Origin of the sequence: Pseudomonas sp. EA_105y_Pfl2_R69 (genome assembly GCF_963970915.1) — a bacterium.
Lineage (GTDB): Bacteria > Pseudomonadota > Gammaproteobacteria > Pseudomonadales > Pseudomonadaceae > Aquipseudomonas.
This window is the reverse complement of record NZ_CAXAOO010000001.1, coordinates 295,096-311,913: the sequence shown is the minus strand read 5'-3', so window position 1 is coordinate 311,913 and position 16,818 is coordinate 295,096. Positions and strand designations below refer to the sequence as shown.

The following is a 16,818-nucleotide window of genomic DNA, read 5'->3' as shown; positions in this document are numbered from 1 at the left end:
AAGACAAGAGGCCACCTTCGGGTGGCCTTTTTGCGTTTTGCCGTCGCCACATCCGGCCGCCCGCCTCGACCTTTTGTCCCAGCCTTTGCTGCACTGGCGCACGCCCGGCCATCAGCGCCCTTGCCAGCGCGCGCAGCCGGTGCAAGTCTTAGCACACACCCACCAGGAGAGTTCGGCCATGCGCCCTCTGCTCATCTGCCTGTTACTCGGCCTGGCCTTGCCGGCCAGCGCGCAGATCTACAAATACACCGACGCCAAGGGCAACACCGTGTTCACCGATCAGCCGCCGGAAGGCCAGGCCACGGAGAGCGTGCAACTGCCGCAGACCAATAGCGTAAACATGCAGGTACCCAGCCTGCCGCCGGTCGACAGTAACTCCAACGAAGCCCCGGCAGCGCCCTACAGCTTGCTGCAGGTTAGCGGCGTGCCCAGCGACGAAGCCATGCGCGCCAACAACGGCACCTTCAGCGTCAGCATCCAGATCGAACCGCGCCTGGCCGCCGGCCATCGCCTGCGCCTGCTGCTCGACGGCCAACCCTATGGCCAGGCGAGCAATGTGCCGATGCTGCAGCTGACCAATGTCGACCGCGGCGAGCACAGCCTGGCCGTGGAAGTACTCAGCGGCGAGCAATCGATCCAGCAGAGCGCGCCGATCGACTTCACCGTGCAACGGGTCAATACCAGCAGCCCGGCCCTGCGCCCACCACCGCCGCCGCCGGCCAAACCCAAGGCGACCCCCTGACCATGCGCACCCTGCTGCTCTGCTGCCTGCTGCTGCTCGGCCTGCCCGTCGCGGCCCAGGTTTATACCTATATAGATGCCGAGGGTAATCGGGTCTTTACCGACAAACCCAAGTCGGGCGATGCCCAGCGCATCGAGCTGAACCCGGGCAACTCGATGCCGGCGCTCGTCCCGCCCGCAGCGCCGAGCACCCCCGCCACGCAACCGAGCCAGCACTACCAGGTACTGAGGATTCTGGTACCGCAGCCAGATGCCACCGTACGCGACAATGCCGGCAACCTGATTGTCAGCGTCAACAGCGAACCGGCGCTGTTTCCCGGACACCGCTATCGCCTGCTGATGGACGGCAGCGAAGTGGGCCAGGTCGGACGCAGCCCGGTCTTCCCCCTGGAGAATATCGACCGCGGCACTCACCAACTGGCGGTGGAAATCATCGACCAGCAGGGCCGTATCATCGAACGCACCCCCAGCCAGCCCTTCCACCTGCAGCGCATTTCCCTGGCCCAGAAGCGCAGGGTCAATCCGTGCCAGAAAGGCGACTACGGCGTGCGCCCGGAATGCCCACTCGAGGACAAGCCAGCGGAAAAGAAAGACATTCCGCTGATCCCCTTTATCTGAGTTGCGCCATCACAGCACAACACCGATAGCCCCCAAACATTAGCCGCGCACCAGCATGGTGCAGCAAAGCCAGGCTATTTCTATACTGTCCCTGTTTTGGGTCGCCCACTGCGCCCCCTCTGCGCCGAAAAGCAGCCATAAGCCGAGGCATAGCGCCTAAACACGCTTCTTTTCGGGGCTTTGGTTTGCTTCTTGCATTTTCCCGCAGCATTGGCCGCCGCTTTGCGGCCCGCAGCGAAACGTCGGCAGACCTTACCTATGATCATCAACGACGCATTGCACCGCCTGTTACTCGACAACCTGACCACCGCTACCCTGCTGCTTAACGCCGAATTGCGCCTTGAGTACATGAACCCGGCGGCGGAGATGCTCCTGGCCGTCAGCGGCCAGCGCAGCCACGGGCAATTTATCAGCGAACTCTTTACCGAATCGACGGAAGCCCTGAGCGCCCTGCGTCAGGCCGTCGAACACGCCCACCCGTTCAATAAGCGCGAAGCCGTGCTGACCTCGGTCAGCGGCCAGACCCTGACCGTCGACTATGCCGTAACCCCACTGTTCAACCGCGGCGAGACCCTGCTGCTGCTGGAAGTGCATCCGCGCGACCGCCTGCTGCGCATCACCAAGGAAGAGGCGCAACTGTCCAAGCAGGAAACCACCAAGCTGCTGGTGCGCGGCCTGGCCCACGAGATCAAGAACCCCCTCGGCGGCATTCGCGGCGCGGCGCAACTGCTGGCCCGCGAGTTGCCTGAGGAAAGCCTCAAGGATTACACCAATGTGATCATCGAGGAGGCCGACCGCCTGCGTAATCTGGTCGACCGCATGCTCGGCTCGAACAAGCTGCCGTCGCTGGCGATGACCAACGTGCACGAAGTGCTGGAGCGGGTCGGCAGCCTGGTGGAGGCGGAAAGCCAGGGCAGCATCACCCTGGTACGCGACTACGACCCGAGCATCCCCGACGTACTGATCGACCGCGAACAGATGATCCAGGCGGTGCTCAATATCGTGCGCAACGCCATGCAGGCCATAGGCGGGCAGAACGAACTGCGCCTGGGCCGCATCACCCTGCGCACCCGTACCCTGCGCCAGTTCACCATCGGCCATATCCGCCATCGCCTGGTGACCAAGATCGAGATCATCGACAACGGCCCGGGTATCCCGGCCGAACTGCAGGAAACCATCTTCTATCCCATGGTCAGCGGGCGTGCCGACGGCACCGGCCTGGGCCTGGCGATTACCCAGAACATCATTAGTCAGCACCAAGGTCTGATCGAGTGCGAGAGCCATCCCGGCCATACCGTATTCTCGATCTTCCTGCCGCTGGAACAAGGAGTAACTCCGTCATGAGTCGCAGTGAAACCGTCTGGATAGTCGATGACGACCGTTCCATCCGCTGGGTCCTGGAAAAAGCCCTGCAACAGGAAGGCATGACCACGCAAAGCTTCGACAGCGCCGACGGCGTGCTCAGCCGCCTGGTGCGCCAGCAACCGGACGTGATCATCTCGGATATCCGTATGCCCGGCTCCAGCGGCCTGGAACTGCTGGCGCGCATCCGCGAACTGCACCCGCGCCTGCCGGTGATCATCATGACCGCCCATTCCGACCTCGACAGCGCGGTGGCCAGCTACCAGGGCGGTGCCTTCGAGTACCTGCCCAAGCCCTTCGATGTCGACGAAGCCGTGTCCCTGGTCAAGCGCGCCAACATGCATGCCCAGGAACAGCAGGGTCTGGCCGCGCCGGTGGAGCTGGCGCGCACCCCGGAGATCATCGGCGAAGCGCCGGCCATGCAGGAGGTGTTCCGCGCCATCGGCCGCCTCAGCCATTCCAATATCACCGTGCTGATCAACGGCGAGTCCGGCACCGGCAAGGAGCTGGTGGCCCACGCCCTGCACCGCCACAGCCCTCGCGCCGCCTCGCCCTTTATCGCCCTGAATATGGCGGCGATTCCCAAGGACCTGATGGAGTCCGAGCTGTTCGGCCACGAGAAAGGGGCCTTTACCGGCGCGGCCAACCTGCGGCGCGGGCGCTTCGAGCAGGCCGACGGCGGCACCCTGTTTCTCGACGAGATCGGCGATATGCCCGCCGACACCCAGACCCGCCTGCTGCGCGTACTGGCCGACGGCGAGTTCTACCGGGTTGGTGGCCATACCCCGGTCAAGGTCGATGTGCGCATCATCGCCGCCACCCATCAGAACCTGGAAACCCTGGTGCAGGCCGGCAAGTTCCGCGAAGACCTGTTCCACCGCCTCAACGTGATTCGCATCCATATCCCGCGCCTGGCCGACCGCCGCGAGGACATCCCGACCCTGGCCCGCCACTTCCTCAGCCGCGCCGCGCTGGAGCTGGCGGTCGAACCGAAACTGCTGAAGAACGAAACCGAAGACTATCTGCAGCAGCTGCCCTGGCCGGGCAACGTGCGCCAGCTGGAGAACACCTGCCGCTGGATCACCGTGATGGCCTCCGGGCGCGAAGTGCATGTCGACGACCTGCCGCCGGAGCTGCTCAGCCAGCCCCAGGACAGTGCACCGATCAGCAACTGGGAACAGGGCCTGCGCCACTGGGCCGACCAGGCCCTGGGCCGTGGCCAGTCGAACCTGCTCGACAGCGCCGTACCGGCCTTCGAGCGGATCATGATCGAGACCGCCCTCAAGCACACCGCCGGCCGCCGTCGCGACGCCGCCGTGCTACTGGGCTGGGGCCGCAACACCCTGACCCGCAAGATCAAGGAACTGGGCATGAATATCGGCGGCGACGACGAGGAAGGCGACGACTAAGCCGCGCTCACAAAGGCTACAGCGCCCCACCTCAACACAGCACCGGGACATGGCCAGGTACCGGCTGTGTACCTGTTACCTGTTTCATTCGGCTTTTGCAGGGTGGATGGCGCTTTATCCATCCCCACTTATGCAGGGGTTATGGATGAAAAAGCCACCCTGCCTTGGCTGTAAAAGGGCTGATCGCGGAAAAGTCCGCCCCTGCATAGCTACTGCGCCCCTAGGCGTGAGAAACCGATGATCGCTGTCGCGGATTAGCTGCGTAGTCGATGCTCACGCCAGTCTTTGCGCCCAGCTAAAGGCCTTGCACCCATTACGTATTGCATGGGGTGCTTGGGGACGAGGACACTACCTGCGCAGGCCACAATGGGCAGGGTGTGCTGCGCGCGGCCCCGCGCGCCCTACGAAGTCAGGCCCTTCACACTCAAGCGCCGACGCCTGGACGCAACACAGCACGGGACATAGCCCAGCTAAACGCCTGCGGAATATGCGCCCAGACAATGCACCCTCTGCGCTCCCTGCACCGCCAAGGTTCACCCGGCGACTCGCCGAAATATCCGTAAAAATGGATGGAGCCCAGTGTTTTCAAGGCCTGCAGACGTCGTAATAAAACTGGCACACAGTCTGCATAGACTCTAGCAATCCCAGTTTCGGGGACCTTGGTACAGGCAGGCCGGGGATTCCCCTCTTTTATTCATGCGCCAGGCTGACCGTCAGCCGCCAGCGCCCGTCCACCTCCTCAGCGCGCCATTCGCCGCGCAGTGGACGGGCCGCCACCACACGCAACAGCAGATCCTTACTTTCCCGCTGCAAACGCCAATTGGCCAGCCGCCCCTGCACCTGCAGCTGGCCTTGCTGTTCCCGGCCAAAACTCTGCAGACGCAGGTTGAATACCCCCGCCGCATGTTCTTCGCGAGGCCTTGGTTCGACGTTGAACCACAGATCGAGCGCCCCCTCGCGCACCTCCACCTGTTTGAGCCAGAGCGGCTCAGGCTGGAACAGCCGGCCGATCATCAGGCCGAGCAACAGGCCGAACAGCGCCAGCGAGGCGATCACGCGCGCCCACGGACGCGGCCGCGGGTCTGTAGAATGCTGCTGGTCTTCACACTCGGAGCCGCGCATGTTTCACGTGATCCTCTTTCAACCGGAAATTCCACCGAATACCGGCAACATTATCAGGCTCTGCGCCAACAGCGGCTGCCACCTGCACCTGATCGAGCCCCTGGGTTTCGAGCTGGACGACAAGCGCCTGCGCCGCGCCGGCCTGGATTACCACGAATACGCCACGCTCAAGCGCCATGCCGACCTTCCCAGCTGCCTGGAAAGCCTCGGCCAGCCGCGCGTGTTTGCCTTTACCACCAAGGGCTCGCAGCCCTTCCACCAGGTCAGCTACCAGCCCGGCGACGCCTTTCTGTTCGGCCCGGAAAGCCGCGGCCTGCCCCAGGAAATACGCGACAGCCTGCCGCCCGAACAGCGCCTGCGCCTGCCCATGCGCGAGGGCTGCCGCAGCCTGAATCTATCCAACACCGTCGCCGTGGCGGTCTACGAGGCCTGGCGTCAGCAGGGTTTTGCCGAATAGAAAACCCCATCGCGCGCTGATGGCCGCGCTCACACAGCAGCCATAAAAAAACGCCCCGTAGGGCGTTTCTTATCCAGCAGTTCAAGCTTAGTGGGCCGGAGCGGCCTCGGCAGCCTGCTGCTGAATACGCTGCAGCTCTTGCGCATAGAGTGCGTCGAAGTTCACCGGGGCCAGCATCAGCGCCGGGAAGGAACCGCGCACCACCAGGCTGTCGAGGGTTTCGCGAGCGTAGGGGAAGAGGATGTTCGGGCAGAACGCGCCCAGGGTGTGGCTCATGGAGGCGGCATCCAGACCCTTGATCAGGAAGATACCGGCCTGCTGCACTTCGGCGATAAAGGCGGTTTCTTCACCGTTCTTCACGGTGACCGAGAGGGTCAGCACCACTTCATGGAAGTCGCCATCCAGGGGCTTCTGCCGGGTATTGAGGTCCATGGCCACGCTCGGCGTCCACTCCTGACGGAAGATTTCCGGGCTTTTCGGCGCTTCGAAGGACAGGTCGCGCACGTAGATACGTTGCAGGGAGAACTGTGGGTTCTGTTCGCCCTGAGCGGCGCCGTTGCTAGCTTGTTCAGTCATGGCAAAGCCTTCTTGTTTATCGTTTGGATAGTGGGTTAAGCCTGCAGCAGCGCGTCGAGCTTGCCGGCGCGCTCCAGGGCATAAAGATCGTCGCAGCCACCCACATGGGTGGCACCGATCCAGATCTGCGGCACCGAGGTCTGCCGCGCCTTGCGGGTCATCTCGGCGCGCACATCAGGCTGGCCATCGACCCTGATCTCGTCGAAAGCCACACCCTTGTTCGCCAGCAACTGCTTGGCGCGAATGCAGTAGGGGCACCAGTCGCTGGAATACATCACTACGGCCGGCATATCACTTCACCAGCGGCAGGTTGTCGCCACGCCAGCTGGCGACCCCGCCCGACAGCTTGGCCGCATTGAAGCCGGCCTTTTTCAGGTCGCGGCAGACGGCACCGGCATGCTGGCCCATGGCATCGACCACGACCAGGGTCTTGGCCTTGTGCTTCTCCAGCTCGGCGATGCGGCCGGTGAGCTTTTCATAGGGAATATGCAGTGCGCCGACGATATGCCCGGCGGAGAAGTCCTTCTGCCCGCGCACGTCGAGTACCAGGCCCTGCTCGTTGTTGATCAGCGCGGTCAGCTCGCGGCTGCTCAGGCTCTGGCCACCTTTGCGGGCCTCGGTGAAGGCCAGCAGCGCCAGCAGGCTGACGAACATTGCGCTCAGAACATAGTGGGTGGTGACAAATTCAATCAGGTTGGCAAGCATTGCGCGGTTCCGGGACGGTAAAATGTGGGCCAGTATACACAGCCCCACAGGTCGGCCAAACCCCCGCCCGGCAGTGACGCACAGAGCACTTGGTCGTAAAATGCCCGGCCTTGTTTAAAGTGAAAGTCGCGCAGCGACGACCTCCCTATGCCCTTCTCCCTCTGGGAGAAGGTGGCGCGAAGCGCCGGATGAGGGACGGGCATGCTGCGAAGGTTTTCATTATTCGGGGTGCCTCTCGCGGCATGCCCATTCCCGCCCATCGACCCAGAGCGAACCAGTTTTATGAGCGCCACGCCCAAACCCCTGGTACTGATCATCCTCGATGGCTTCGGCCATAGCGACAGCCCTGAAGCCAACGCCATCATGGCCGCCAACACGCCGGTCTATGATCATTTGCGCGCGACCCGCCCCCACGGCCTGATCTCAGGCTCAGGCATGGATGTGGGCCTGCCGGACGGGCAGATGGGCAATTCCGAGGTCGGGCACATGAACCTCGGGGCCGGCCGCGTGGTGTACCAGGACTTCACCCGGGTGACCAAGGCCATCCGCGACGGCGAATTCTTCGACAACCCGGTGATCACCGCCGCGGTGGACAAGGCCGTGGCCACCGGCAAGGCCGTGCATATCCTCGGTCTGCTCTCCGATGGCGGCGTGCACAGCCACCAGGACCACCTGGTGGCCATGGCCGAACTGGCCGCCCAGCGCGGCGCGGAGAAGATCTACCTGCACGCCTTTCTCGACGGCCGCGACACCCCGCCGCGCAGCGCGCAGAGCGCCATCGAACTGCTCGACGCCGCCTTCGCCAAGCTGGGCAAGGGCCGTATCGCCAGCCTGATCGGCCGTTACTTCGCCATGGACCGCGACAACCGCTGGGACCGCGTCGAGCAGGCCTACCACCTGATCGTCGAGGGCCAGGGCCAGTTCAACGCCAGCACTGCCGTGGAAGGCCTGCAGGCCGCCTACGCCCGTGACGAGAGCGACGAGTTCGTCAAGGCCACCAGCATCGGCGCACCGGTCAAGGTCGAAGATGGCGACGCCGTGGTGTTTATGAATTTCCGCGCCGACCGTGCCCGCGAACTGACCCGCTGCTTCGTCGAACCCGATTTCAAGGAGTTCGCCCGCGCACGGGTGCCGCAACTGGCCGACTTCGTCATGCTCACCCAGTACGCCGCCAGCATCCCGGCCCCCAGCGCCTTCAAGCCGGAGGCCCTGACCAATGTGCTGGGCGAATACCTGGCGAACAACGGCAAGACCCAGCTGCGCATCGCCGAGACCGAGAAGTACGCCCACGTCACCTTCTTCTTCTCCGGCGGCCGCGAGGAGCCCTTCGCTGGCGAGGAACGCATTCTGATTCCCTCGCCGAACGTCGCCACCTACGACCTGCAACCCGAAATGAGCGCGCCGGAGGTGACCGACCGGATCGTCGACGCCATCGAGAACCAGCGCTATGACGTGATAGTGGTCAACTACGCCAACGGCGATATGGTTGGCCATACCGGCGTGTTCGCCGCGGCGGTGAAGGCCGTCGAGTGCCTGGACAGCTGCGTCGGCCGTATCGTCGCGGCGCTGGACAAGGTCGGCGGCGAAGCCCTGATCACCGCCGATCACGGCAACGTCGAGCAGATGGAAGACGACAGCACCGGCCAGGCTCACACCGCCCACACCTGCGAGCCGGTGCCGTTTATCTATGTCGGCAAGCGCCCCGCGCGTATCCGCGAAGGCGGCGTCCTGGCCGACGTGGCACCGACCCTGTTGACCCTGATGGGCCTGCCGATCCCGCAGGAAATGACCGGCACCAGCATTATCGAACTGGACTGAAGCATCACGCGGCACTGGTCGCCCCCAGCGGGCCGACCAGCGCCGTGGTTTGGCGCTTATGACTTGCAGCTTACCGCTGTTTTTTTATAGCCATGCCCGCCATGGCGGCCACCCTACGGGCCGTCGCTGCGCGACGTTAACAATGGCTCCCGGCCATTTTTTAGGCATACTAGGCGCGTCTCCGTCCCAGGTGCCGCCCGCCCCATGTTTCGCGCCCTTACCCTGATTTTCCTGACCCTGCTGTTTGCGCCGGCCTTCGCCGACGAGAAAGCCGACGCCCAGAAGCAACTGGAAGCCGCCCGCGCCGATGTCGCCGAGCTGAAGAAACTGCTGGAGAAACTGCAGCAGGAAAAAACCGGTGTGCAGCACGACCTGAAAAAGACCGAAAGCGAGCTGGGCTCGCTGGAAAAACAGGTCAAGGACCTGCAGGACGACCTGAACCAGACCCAGGAAGAAATCCAGCGCCTCGACAACGAGAAAAAAAAACTCGAGGGCGCGCGCCTTGAGCAACAGCGGCTGATCGGCATCCAGGCCCGCGCCGCCTACCAGAGCGGCCGCCAGGAATACGTCAAACTGCTGCTCAACCAACAGAATCCGGAAAAATTCTCGCGCACCCTGAGCTATTACGACTACCTCAGCGAAGCCCGCATGGAGCAGCTCAACGGTTTCAACGAAACCTTGCGGCAACTGGCCAATGTCGAGCTGGACATCGCCAACCAGCAGGCCCAGCTGCGGGAACAGAAAAGCGCCCTGGACAGCCAGCACGAAAAACTCGCGGTGGTGCGCAAGGAGCGCCAGCAGGCCCTGGCCAAGCTGAACAGCGAGTTTTCCGCCCGCGACCGCAAACTCAAGGCCCGCGAGCGCGACCAGGCGCAATTCGCCCGGGTGCTGAAAACTATCGAAGAAACCCTCGCCCGCCAGGCCCGTGAGGCCGAAGCCGCGCGCCAGCGCGCCCTGCTCGCCGCCCGCGAACAGCCCCGCACAACTGCACCTACGGCGGCCGCCAGCGGCCCGCTGGTGAGTTCGGGAGCCAGCGTTGGCGGGCCGTTTGCCAAGGCCCGGGGCAAACTGCCATGGCCCGTGGATGGCCGCCTGGTGGCGCGCTACGGCACTCCGCGCGGCGGCGACGCGCGCACCAAGTGGGACGGCGTGCTGATCGGTGCCTCCGCCGGCAGCCAGGTGCGCGCCGTGCATGGCGGGCGCGTGGTCTTCGCCGACTGGTTGCGCGGCGCAGGGCTTCTGGTCATTCTCGACCATGGCAACGGTTACCTGAGCCTGTACGGGCACAACCAGAGTTTGCTTAAAGACGCCGGCGATATGGTCGCCGCGGGGGAAGCCATCGCCACGGTCGGCAACAGTGGCGGGCAGAAAACCCCGGCACTGTATTTCGCGATTCGCCAGCAGGGCCGCCCCAGCGATCCTGCCCAATGGTGCCGCACACAGGGATAGTCGGCCGTCGCCAGACGCCGCGTTTACCGTTTCAGGACAGGAGTAAGTTCGACATGCCGCATTTGTTCCGCCTCACCGCCCTCGCACTGGCTGCCAGCCTGCTGGGCCATGCCTCGCTGGCCCTGGCCGGCTCAGGGCCCAGCCCAGCCACCGCGAACGACAGCGCGCCCCTGCCCCTGGACGATCTGCGCACCTTCGCCGAGGTTATGGACCGGATCAAATCGGCCTATGTCGAACCGGTAAGCGACAAGACCCTGCTGGAAAATGCCATCAAGGGCATGCTCAGCAACCTCGACCCACACTCCGCCTACCTGGAGCCGGACGCCTTCCGCGACCTGCAGGAGAGCACCAGCGGCGAGTTCGGCGGCCTCGGCATCGAGGTCGGCACCGAAGACGGCTTTATCAAGGTGGTCTCGCCCATTGACGACACGCCGGCCTCGGCCGCGGGCATCCTGCCCGGCGACCTGATCATCAAGATCGACGGCAAGCCGACCAAGGGCCTGTCGCTGATGGAAGCGGTAGATCAGATGCGCGGCAAGGCCGGCAGCAAGATCACCCTCAGCCTGGTGCGCGAAGGCGGCAAGCCTTTCGACGTGGAACTGACCCGTGCGGTGATCAAGGTCAGGAGCGTCAAGAGTCAGTTGCTCGACGACGGCTATGGCTATGTGCGCATCACCCAGTTCCAGGTCAACAGCGGCGAGGATGTCGGCAAGGCGCTGAACAAGCTGCGCAAGGACAATGGCAAGAAGCTCCGCGGCCTGGTCCTGGACCTGCGCAACAACCCCGGCGGCGTGCTGCAGGCCGCGGTCGAGGTGTCCGACCATTTCCTCAAGAAGGGCCTGATCGTCTACACCGAAGGGCGTATCGCCAACTCCGAACTGCGCTTCTCCGCCGACCCTAGCGACGCCAGCGAAGGCGTACCGCTGGTGGTGCTGATCAATGGCGGCAGCGCCTCGGCCTCGGAAATCGTCGCCGGAGCCCTGCAGGACCACAAGCGCGGCGTACTGATGGGCACCGACAGCTTCGGCAAGGGCTCAGTGCAGACCGTGCTGCCGCTGAACAACGACCGCGCACTCAAGCTCACCACCGCGCTCTACTACACCCCCAACGGCCGCTCGATCCAGGCCCAGGGCATCGTCCCGGACATCGAGGTGGAACGCGCCAAGCTGACCCGCGAGCAGGGTGAGGCCGGCGTCAAGGAAGCCGATCTGCAAGGCCACCTGGGCAACGGCAATGGCGGCGCGGACAAGCCGAGCAAGAGCAAGGCCGGCACCCCGGCACGGCCCCAGGACGACGACTACCAGCTGAGCCAGGCCCTCAACCTGCTCAAGGGTCTGAGCGTTACCCGCGGCGACTGAGCCCACCCCAGGCCGTAGGAGCGGGCCATACCCGCGAAACCGCAAGCGCGGCCATGGGCCGCGCCTACAGGTCGCGCTCACGCCTCAACAAGCGCGCAACAAACAAAAAGCCCGACCTTGCTCACGCAAGGCCGGGCTTTTTTATACGCCGACTAACGGCTACAGGTAGTTATTGGTCATCTCTTCGATAAAACCTTCGGCACGCAACTCATCCAGCGCCTTCTGCAGGCGCTCGATCACCTCGTCCGGGGTGTCCCGGTTCAGCGCTAAGTAGAGCTGAGCCTGATTCATTTTCAGCACCACACGCAGGCCAGTGATACCTTCCTGGCGTGCCATATAGCGCCCGGCCGGATCATCGGTAGCCCACAGGTCTATCTGCCCCTTGGCCAGCTTGCGCGCATTCTCCTGGTCGCGCAGGGCAATCACCAACGGAATGTTCTGACTTTCCAGGGACTGTGTCACTGCATTGTTCTTGTAGGCACCGATCTTGTACTTGGCCGCCTCCTGCAATGAAGCAACGTTGATGGTGCTATCAGGAGCGGCAACCAATACCCATGAGGTATCACCCAGCGGCCCCACCCATTTGAATGAAGACTCACGCTCGGCAGTTCGAGTCGTGGAGAACAGCCCGTAGTTGGGCTTATCCAGGGTCAGGCGGTACAGGCGATCCCAGGGGAAGCGCAAGCTCAGGCTGTAATCGATATTGGCGCGCTTGAACATCGCCCGCACCACTTCGGCGCTGATGCCGTCGATGCCGTCGTCGCGGGCAAAGTTCTTGTCATCCACCGACATATTGAAGGGCGGGAAGTTTTCCGTCAGCAGCACCACTTTGTAGTCGGCCGGCAATTCGGCGTGGGCGGCGCAGGCGCTGAGGACAAGGCCGAACAGCAGACTGGTTTTTATCGTTTTCAACATGGGTCTTCCCGCTCGCAAAAATTGTGATTATGGCTAGCGGCATCCCTGCTCGGGCGAATGCCCGGCGACTTAGCGTCAACCATCCTGGCCGCGAGCCGACTTGTGGCCGCCCCGCCGGTTCTCGTATTACAGGTAATTGTTCAAGATGTCGTCGACAAAACCTTCACTGCGCATCTTGTCCAGTTCGCCCTGCAGCTTCTGTACCACGTCATCCGGCACCTCCTTGTTGAGGGCCAGAAAGAGCTCCGCGCTGTCGAAACGCAGAATGGTTTTCAGCCCGCTGACGCCTTCCTGCTTGGCCAGGTAACGGCCCGCCGGGTCACCACTGGCCCACAGGTCGATCTGTCCGGCCATCAGCTTCTTGACGTTTTCCTGGTCACGCAGGACGGTGATCGGCTCCAGGCCCTTCTCCACCAGGTGCTCGGCAATCGCATCGCCCTTGTAGGCACCGACCCTGTACTGCCTGGCCTCGTCGAGGCTGCTCAGGCTGATCGTGCTGTCGCTCTTGCCGAGCAAGACCCAGTCATCCGGGCCGATAGGGCCGACCCACTTGAACAGTTTTTCCCGCTCGGGCAACCGGGCGGTGACGAACACGCCATAGCCGGGTTTTTCCAGGGCCAGCTTGTAGATCCGCTCCCAGGGAAAACGCAGGGTCATGTTGTACTGAATCTCGGCACGTTTGAACATTTCGCGAATGATATCCACGGCAATGCCGTCGATATTGTCTTCCTGGGCGAAGTTCTTGCCGTTGATTGCCATGTTGTAGGGCGGGAAATTCTCCGTCAGCAGCACCATCCTGTAGTTGTCGGGAACTTCGGCCTGGGCGCTGGCGGCCAACAACCAGCCGGCTCCCAACAGCGCAATCGACAAAGATCTGAACATAGCAACTCTCTTTCCATTAAGTCCGGACTGGGGCGCAGCATAACCAGCAGCGTGCGCCAGGCCTAGGCTTTGCAACCTGAAAACGACCGATTGGTCGCGAGCGGATATACGCGGTCGGACCCGCTGTCCGCTATGGCACAGCCAGGAGTGCGGGCGCAAAGACCTCGCCACGGCGCGACCGCATACTCTAACCAAGTGGGCGGCAAGCTGCTGTCGACCCGTACTCATGCTGAGCCGGGCCCGCCCGCTCAGCGTACGACGATGCCGCGACTGGCCAGGTAGGCCTTGGCTTCCGGCACGGTGTATTCGCCGAAGTGGAAAATGCTCGCGGCCAGCACCGCTGCGGCCTTGCCTTCGAGAATGCCGGCGGCCAGGTGCTCGAGATTGCCGACGCCGCCGGAAGCGATCACCGGGATGCCAACCGCCTCGCTGATGGCGCGGGTCACACCGAGATCATAGCCGCTCTTTACGCCGTCCTGATCCATGCTGGTCAGGAGGATTTCGCCGGCACCGAGGTCTTCCATCTTCTTCGCCCAGAGCACCGCATCCAGGCCGGTGGGCTTGCGCCCGCCATGGGTGAAGATTTCCCAGCGCGGGGTTTCGCCCGGCTTGGAGACCTTCTTCGCATCGATGGCCACCACGATGCACTGCGAGCCGAAACGCGAGGCGGCCTCGCCGACGAACTCCGGAGTGAACACCGCTGCGGTGTTGATCGAGACCTTGTCCGCGCCGGCATTGAGCAGGTTACGAATGTCCTGCACGCTGCGCACGCCACCGCCCACGGTCAGCGGGATAAACACCTGGCTGGCCATGCGCTCGACCGTGTGCAGGGTGGTGTCGCGGCCGTCACTGCTGGCGGTGATGTCGAGGAAGGTAATCTCGTCGGCACCCTGCTCGTCGTAACGCCGGGCGATCTCCACCGGGTCGCCGGCGTCGCGGATATTCTCGAACTGCACGCCCTTGACCACGCGGCCGTTGTCCACGTCGAGGCAGGGGATAATGCGTTTTGCCAGAGCCATAAGAAGTATTCCCGTAGTGTGTCGCGGGGCCGCCGAGGCCGCGCGCACCGCCAAAACCGTGCGGGTCGCCCCGCGTCAGCCCTTGAAGTTATCGCAGAAGGCCTGGGCCTCGGCCACATCCAGGGTGCCTTCGTAGATCGCCCGGCCGGTGATGGCGCCGATAATGCCGGGCGAGCGCGCCAGCAGCAGCTTCTCGATATCGCCGAGGTTGTGGATACCGCCCGAGGCGATCACCGGAATCCGGCTGGCGGCGGCCAGGGCCGCGGTGGCCTCGACGTTGCAGCCCTGCATCATGCCGTCTTTGGCGATATCGGTATAAACGATGGCCGACACGCCATCGGCCTCGAAGCGCCTGGCCAGGTCGGTGGCCTGCACCGTGCTGACTTCGGCCCAGCCGTCGGTGGCGACGAAACCGTCCTTGGCATCCAGGCCGACGATGATCTTGCCCGGGAAAGCCTTGCAGGCGTCGGTGACGAATTGTGGATCTTTCACCGCCTTGGTGCCGATGATCACGTAGCTGACGCCGGCACGCACGTAGTGCTCGATGGTCTCCAGGGTGCGGATGCCGCCACCGATCTGGATCGGCAGGGTCGGGTAGCGCTTGGCGATGGCGGTGACCACCTCGCCGTTGACCGGCTGGCCTTCGAAGGCACCGTTGAGGTCGACCAGGTGCAGGCGGCGGCAGCCACCCTCGACCCACTTGGCGGCCATGCTCACCGGGTCATCGGAGAACACCGTGGAATCTTCCATGCGGCCCTGGCGCAGACGCACGCAAGCGCCGTCCTTCAGATCGATAGCGGGGATAATCAGCATCGGTTGAACCTGCTCAAGTCGTGTGAATTCTGTGGGTCAGCTCTTTTCCAGCGCCCAGAGGTCGCTTTCGATGCTCTCGAACCGTTCTTTCAGGTGAGTCTGCACATCGAAAATCGCCCGATTGTAGTAGTGCGGCGCAATCTCGCGGGCGAATAGCTCGAGGATTTCCGCCGCCTCGAACGAGCCCAGCGCCAGCTCGAAGCGTTCGTCCATAAAGCACTTCAGGGCGCTGGTCGCCTCACGCTCCTGCTCGGCTGTGAGGGTAAGAATCGGCGGCTTCTGCTTGGCCCGGCTCATTTACCAGCGACCATCCCAGGCGGCGAAGTTCTGCAGCAGTTGCAGGCCATGGGTATGGCTCTTCTCCGGGTGGAACTGCACGGCGAAGCGCGACCCGTCGGCCAGGGCCGCGGCGAAATCCTTGCCGTAATGACCGCGCCCGACCACCTGCTGCGGCTTGCCGGCTTCGATGTAGTAGCTGTGCACGAAGTAGAAGCGCGCCAGATCGGGAATGTCGTGCCACAGCGGGTGCTTGACCGTCTGCGCCACTTCATTCCAGCCCATATGCGGCACCTTCAGCGGCTCGCCGTCTTCGACCATGTCCTTGCCGAAGAAGCGCACCTGGCCGGGAAACAGGCCGATGCAGTCGACCCCGTCGTTCTCTTCGCTGCGTTCGAGCAAGGCCTGCATGCCCACGCAGATGCCGAGAAACGGCCGGTCCTGGCTGACTTCACGCACCAGGCTGTCGAAGCCCAGGCGCTTGATCTCGGCCATGCAGTCGCGGATCGCGCCGACCCCGGGGAACACCACCCGGTCGGCCTCGCGAATCACCTGGGCATCGCTGGTCACCAGCACCTTGCCGGCACCCACATGCTCGAGGGCCTTGGCCACCGAGTGCAGGTTGCCCATGCCGTAGTCGATTACTGCGACCGTTTGCATCAAAGCACGCCTTTAGTGGAGGGCATCTGCCCGGCCATGCGCGGATCCAGCTCGACGGCCATGCGCAGGGCGCGGCCGAAGGCCTTGAATACCGTTTCGATCTGGTGGTGAGTGTTGGTGCCACGCAGGTTGTCGATATGCAGGCTGACCAGGGCGTGATTGACGAAGCCCTGGAAGAACTCCTGGAACAGATCGACGTCGAAGCCGCCCACCACCGCGCGGGTGAAGGGCACGTGCATCTGCAGACCGGGACGACCGGAGAAGTCGATCACCACGCGCGACAACGCCTCGTCCAGCGGCACATAGGAGTGGCCGTAACGGGTCATGCCCTTCTTGTCGCCGATGGCCTGGGTAAAGGCCTGGCCGAGGGTGATGCCGACGTCTTCGACGGTGTGGTGGTCGTCGATATGCAGGTCGCCCTGGCACTGGATATCCAGGTCGATCAGGCCGTGACGGGCAATCTGATCGAGCATGTGTTCGAGGAACGGCACGCCAATATCGAACTTGGCCTTGCCGGTACCATCCAGGTTGATCGAGACCTTGATCTGGGTCTCCAGGGTGTTGCGTTCGACGGAAGCCGTACGTTCGGCCATCACCAGCTCCAGAAATTGCTCGCGGAAAAAGGCTGCCATTATAGG

Annotated in this window: 19 protein-coding genes; 8 read left to right on the top strand and 11 right to left on the bottom strand. The window is 63.5% G+C overall.

Annotated elements, in window-relative coordinates:
* Positions 1-178: 178 nt before the first annotated feature.
* The 4 genes from AACY13_RS01350 to ntrC all read left to right on the top strand — a co-directional run bounded on the left by AACY13_RS01350 (position 179) and on the right by ntrC (position 4,130).
* On the top strand, positions 179-742 hold the full coding sequence (locus AACY13_RS01350; protein WP_339458629.1) for a DUF4124 domain-containing protein: 564 nt from the start codon (positions 179-181) through the stop codon (positions 740-742).
* Positions 743-744: 2 nt separating this feature from the next.
* Positions 745-1,359 carry a DUF4124 domain-containing protein gene (locus AACY13_RS01345; RefSeq protein ID WP_339458626.1) on the top strand — a complete coding sequence of 205 codons (615 nt, stop codon included), beginning with the start codon at positions 745-747 and terminating at the stop codon, positions 1,357-1,359.
* A 258-nt stretch (positions 1,360-1,617) separates the two neighbouring features.
* The gene (gene glnL / locus AACY13_RS01340) at positions 1,618-2,703 is read left to right on the top strand and encodes a nitrogen regulation protein NR(II) (RefSeq protein ID WP_445262512.1); all 1,086 of its coding nucleotides are present in this window, start codon (positions 1,618-1,620) and stop codon (positions 2,701-2,703) included.
* A complete protein-coding gene (ntrC, locus tag AACY13_RS01335; RefSeq protein ID WP_339458624.1) occupies positions 2,700-4,130 on the top strand; it encodes a nitrogen regulation protein NR(I) in 1,431 nt (476 codons plus the stop codon). The genes glnL and ntrC overlap by 4 nt, the downstream gene beginning before the upstream one ends.
* Positions 4,131-4,820: 690 nt before the next feature.
* Here ntrC and AACY13_RS01330 read toward each other — a convergent pair.
* Positions 4,821-5,252 carry a hypothetical protein gene (locus AACY13_RS01330; protein WP_339458622.1) on the bottom strand — a complete coding sequence of 144 codons (432 nt, stop codon included), beginning with the start codon at positions 5,250-5,252 and terminating at the stop codon, positions 4,821-4,823.
* Here AACY13_RS01330 and trmL point away from each other — a divergent pair.
* On the top strand, positions 5,251-5,709 hold the full coding sequence (gene trmL / locus AACY13_RS01325) for a tRNA (uridine(34)/cytosine(34)/5-carboxymethylaminomethyluridine(34)-2'-O)-methyltransferase TrmL (protein ID WP_339458620.1): 459 nt from the start codon (positions 5,251-5,253) through the stop codon (positions 5,707-5,709). The two genes, AACY13_RS01330 and trmL, sit on opposite strands and share 2 nt — an antisense overlap.
* Positions 5,710-5,796: 87 nt before the next feature.
* Here the strand turns inward: trmL and secB are convergent, their stop codons facing one another.
* The 3 genes from secB to AACY13_RS01310 are packed head-to-tail and all read right to left on the bottom strand — an operon-like array spanning position 5,797 to position 6,990.
* Complete coding sequence (gene secB, locus AACY13_RS01320) at positions 5,797-6,285, bottom strand: protein-export chaperone SecB (RefSeq protein WP_339458618.1); 489 nt, start codon at positions 6,283-6,285, stop codon at positions 5,797-5,799.
* Positions 6,286-6,320: 35 nt separating this feature from the next.
* Positions 6,321-6,575, bottom strand: coding sequence for a glutaredoxin 3 (gene grxC / locus AACY13_RS01315; RefSeq protein ID WP_339458616.1), 255 nt, complete (start codon positions 6,573-6,575; stop codon positions 6,321-6,323).
* 1 nt (position 6,576) lies between these two features.
* On the bottom strand, positions 6,577-6,990 hold the full coding sequence (locus AACY13_RS01310; RefSeq protein ID WP_339458614.1) for a rhodanese-like domain-containing protein: 414 nt from the start codon (positions 6,988-6,990) through the stop codon (positions 6,577-6,579).
* A gap of 282 nt (positions 6,991-7,272) precedes the next feature.
* Here AACY13_RS01310 and gpmI point away from each other — a divergent pair, with 282 nt between their 5' ends.
* The 3 genes from gpmI (at position 7,273) to AACY13_RS01295 (ending at position 11,615) form a co-directional block, all read left to right on the top strand.
* On the top strand, positions 7,273-8,808 hold the full coding sequence (gpmI, locus tag AACY13_RS01305; RefSeq protein ID WP_339458611.1) for a 2,3-bisphosphoglycerate-independent phosphoglycerate mutase: 1,536 nt from the start codon (positions 7,273-7,275) through the stop codon (positions 8,806-8,808).
* 204 nt (positions 8,809-9,012) lie between these two features.
* The gene (locus AACY13_RS01300; protein WP_339458608.1) at positions 9,013-10,257 is read left to right on the top strand and encodes a murein hydrolase activator EnvC family protein; all 1,245 of its coding nucleotides are present in this window, start codon (positions 9,013-9,015) and stop codon (positions 10,255-10,257) included.
* Positions 10,258-10,310: 53 nt separating this feature from the next.
* Positions 10,311-11,615 (top strand): S41 family peptidase, encoded by a 1,305-nt coding sequence (locus AACY13_RS01295; protein WP_339458605.1) that lies wholly within the window; start codon positions 10,311-10,313, stop codon positions 11,613-11,615.
* Between the two features lie 159 nt (positions 11,616-11,774).
* On the opposite strand, the gene AACY13_RS01290 is transcribed toward AACY13_RS01295, so the two are convergent.
* The 7 genes from AACY13_RS01290 to hisB all read right to left on the bottom strand — a co-directional run bounded on the left by AACY13_RS01290 (position 11,775) and on the right by hisB (position 16,773).
* A complete protein-coding gene (locus AACY13_RS01290; protein WP_339458602.1) occupies positions 11,775-12,530 on the bottom strand; it encodes a substrate-binding periplasmic protein in 756 nt (251 codons plus the stop codon).
* A gap of 126 nt (positions 12,531-12,656) precedes the next feature.
* Positions 12,657-13,412, bottom strand: a complete 756-nt coding sequence (locus AACY13_RS01285) for a substrate-binding periplasmic protein (protein ID WP_339458600.1) — start codon at positions 13,410-13,412, stop codon at positions 12,657-12,659.
* A gap of 248 nt (positions 13,413-13,660) precedes the next feature.
* Positions 13,661-14,431, bottom strand: coding sequence for an imidazole glycerol phosphate synthase subunit HisF (hisF, locus tag AACY13_RS01280; protein ID WP_339458599.1), 771 nt, complete (start codon positions 14,429-14,431; stop codon positions 13,661-13,663).
* A gap of 75 nt (positions 14,432-14,506) precedes the next feature.
* On the bottom strand, positions 14,507-15,244 hold the full coding sequence (hisA, locus tag AACY13_RS01275) for a 1-(5-phosphoribosyl)-5-[(5-phosphoribosylamino)methylideneamino]imidazole-4-carboxamide isomerase (RefSeq protein ID WP_339458598.1): 738 nt from the start codon (positions 15,242-15,244) through the stop codon (positions 14,507-14,509).
* Positions 15,245-15,280: 36 nt separating this feature from the next.
* Positions 15,281-15,541 carry a DUF2164 domain-containing protein gene (locus AACY13_RS01270; protein WP_339458596.1) on the bottom strand — a complete coding sequence of 87 codons (261 nt, stop codon included), beginning with the start codon at positions 15,539-15,541 and terminating at the stop codon, positions 15,281-15,283.
* Positions 15,542-16,180 carry an imidazole glycerol phosphate synthase subunit HisH gene (hisH, locus tag AACY13_RS01265; RefSeq protein WP_339458594.1) on the bottom strand — a complete coding sequence of 213 codons (639 nt, stop codon included), beginning with the start codon at positions 16,178-16,180 and terminating at the stop codon, positions 15,542-15,544.
* Entirely contained in the window at positions 16,180-16,773 is a 594-nt protein-coding gene (gene hisB / locus AACY13_RS01260) for an imidazoleglycerol-phosphate dehydratase HisB (protein ID WP_339458591.1), read from the bottom strand. The genes hisH and hisB overlap by 1 nt, the downstream gene beginning before the upstream one ends.
* Positions 16,774-16,818: the final 45 nt, after the last annotated feature.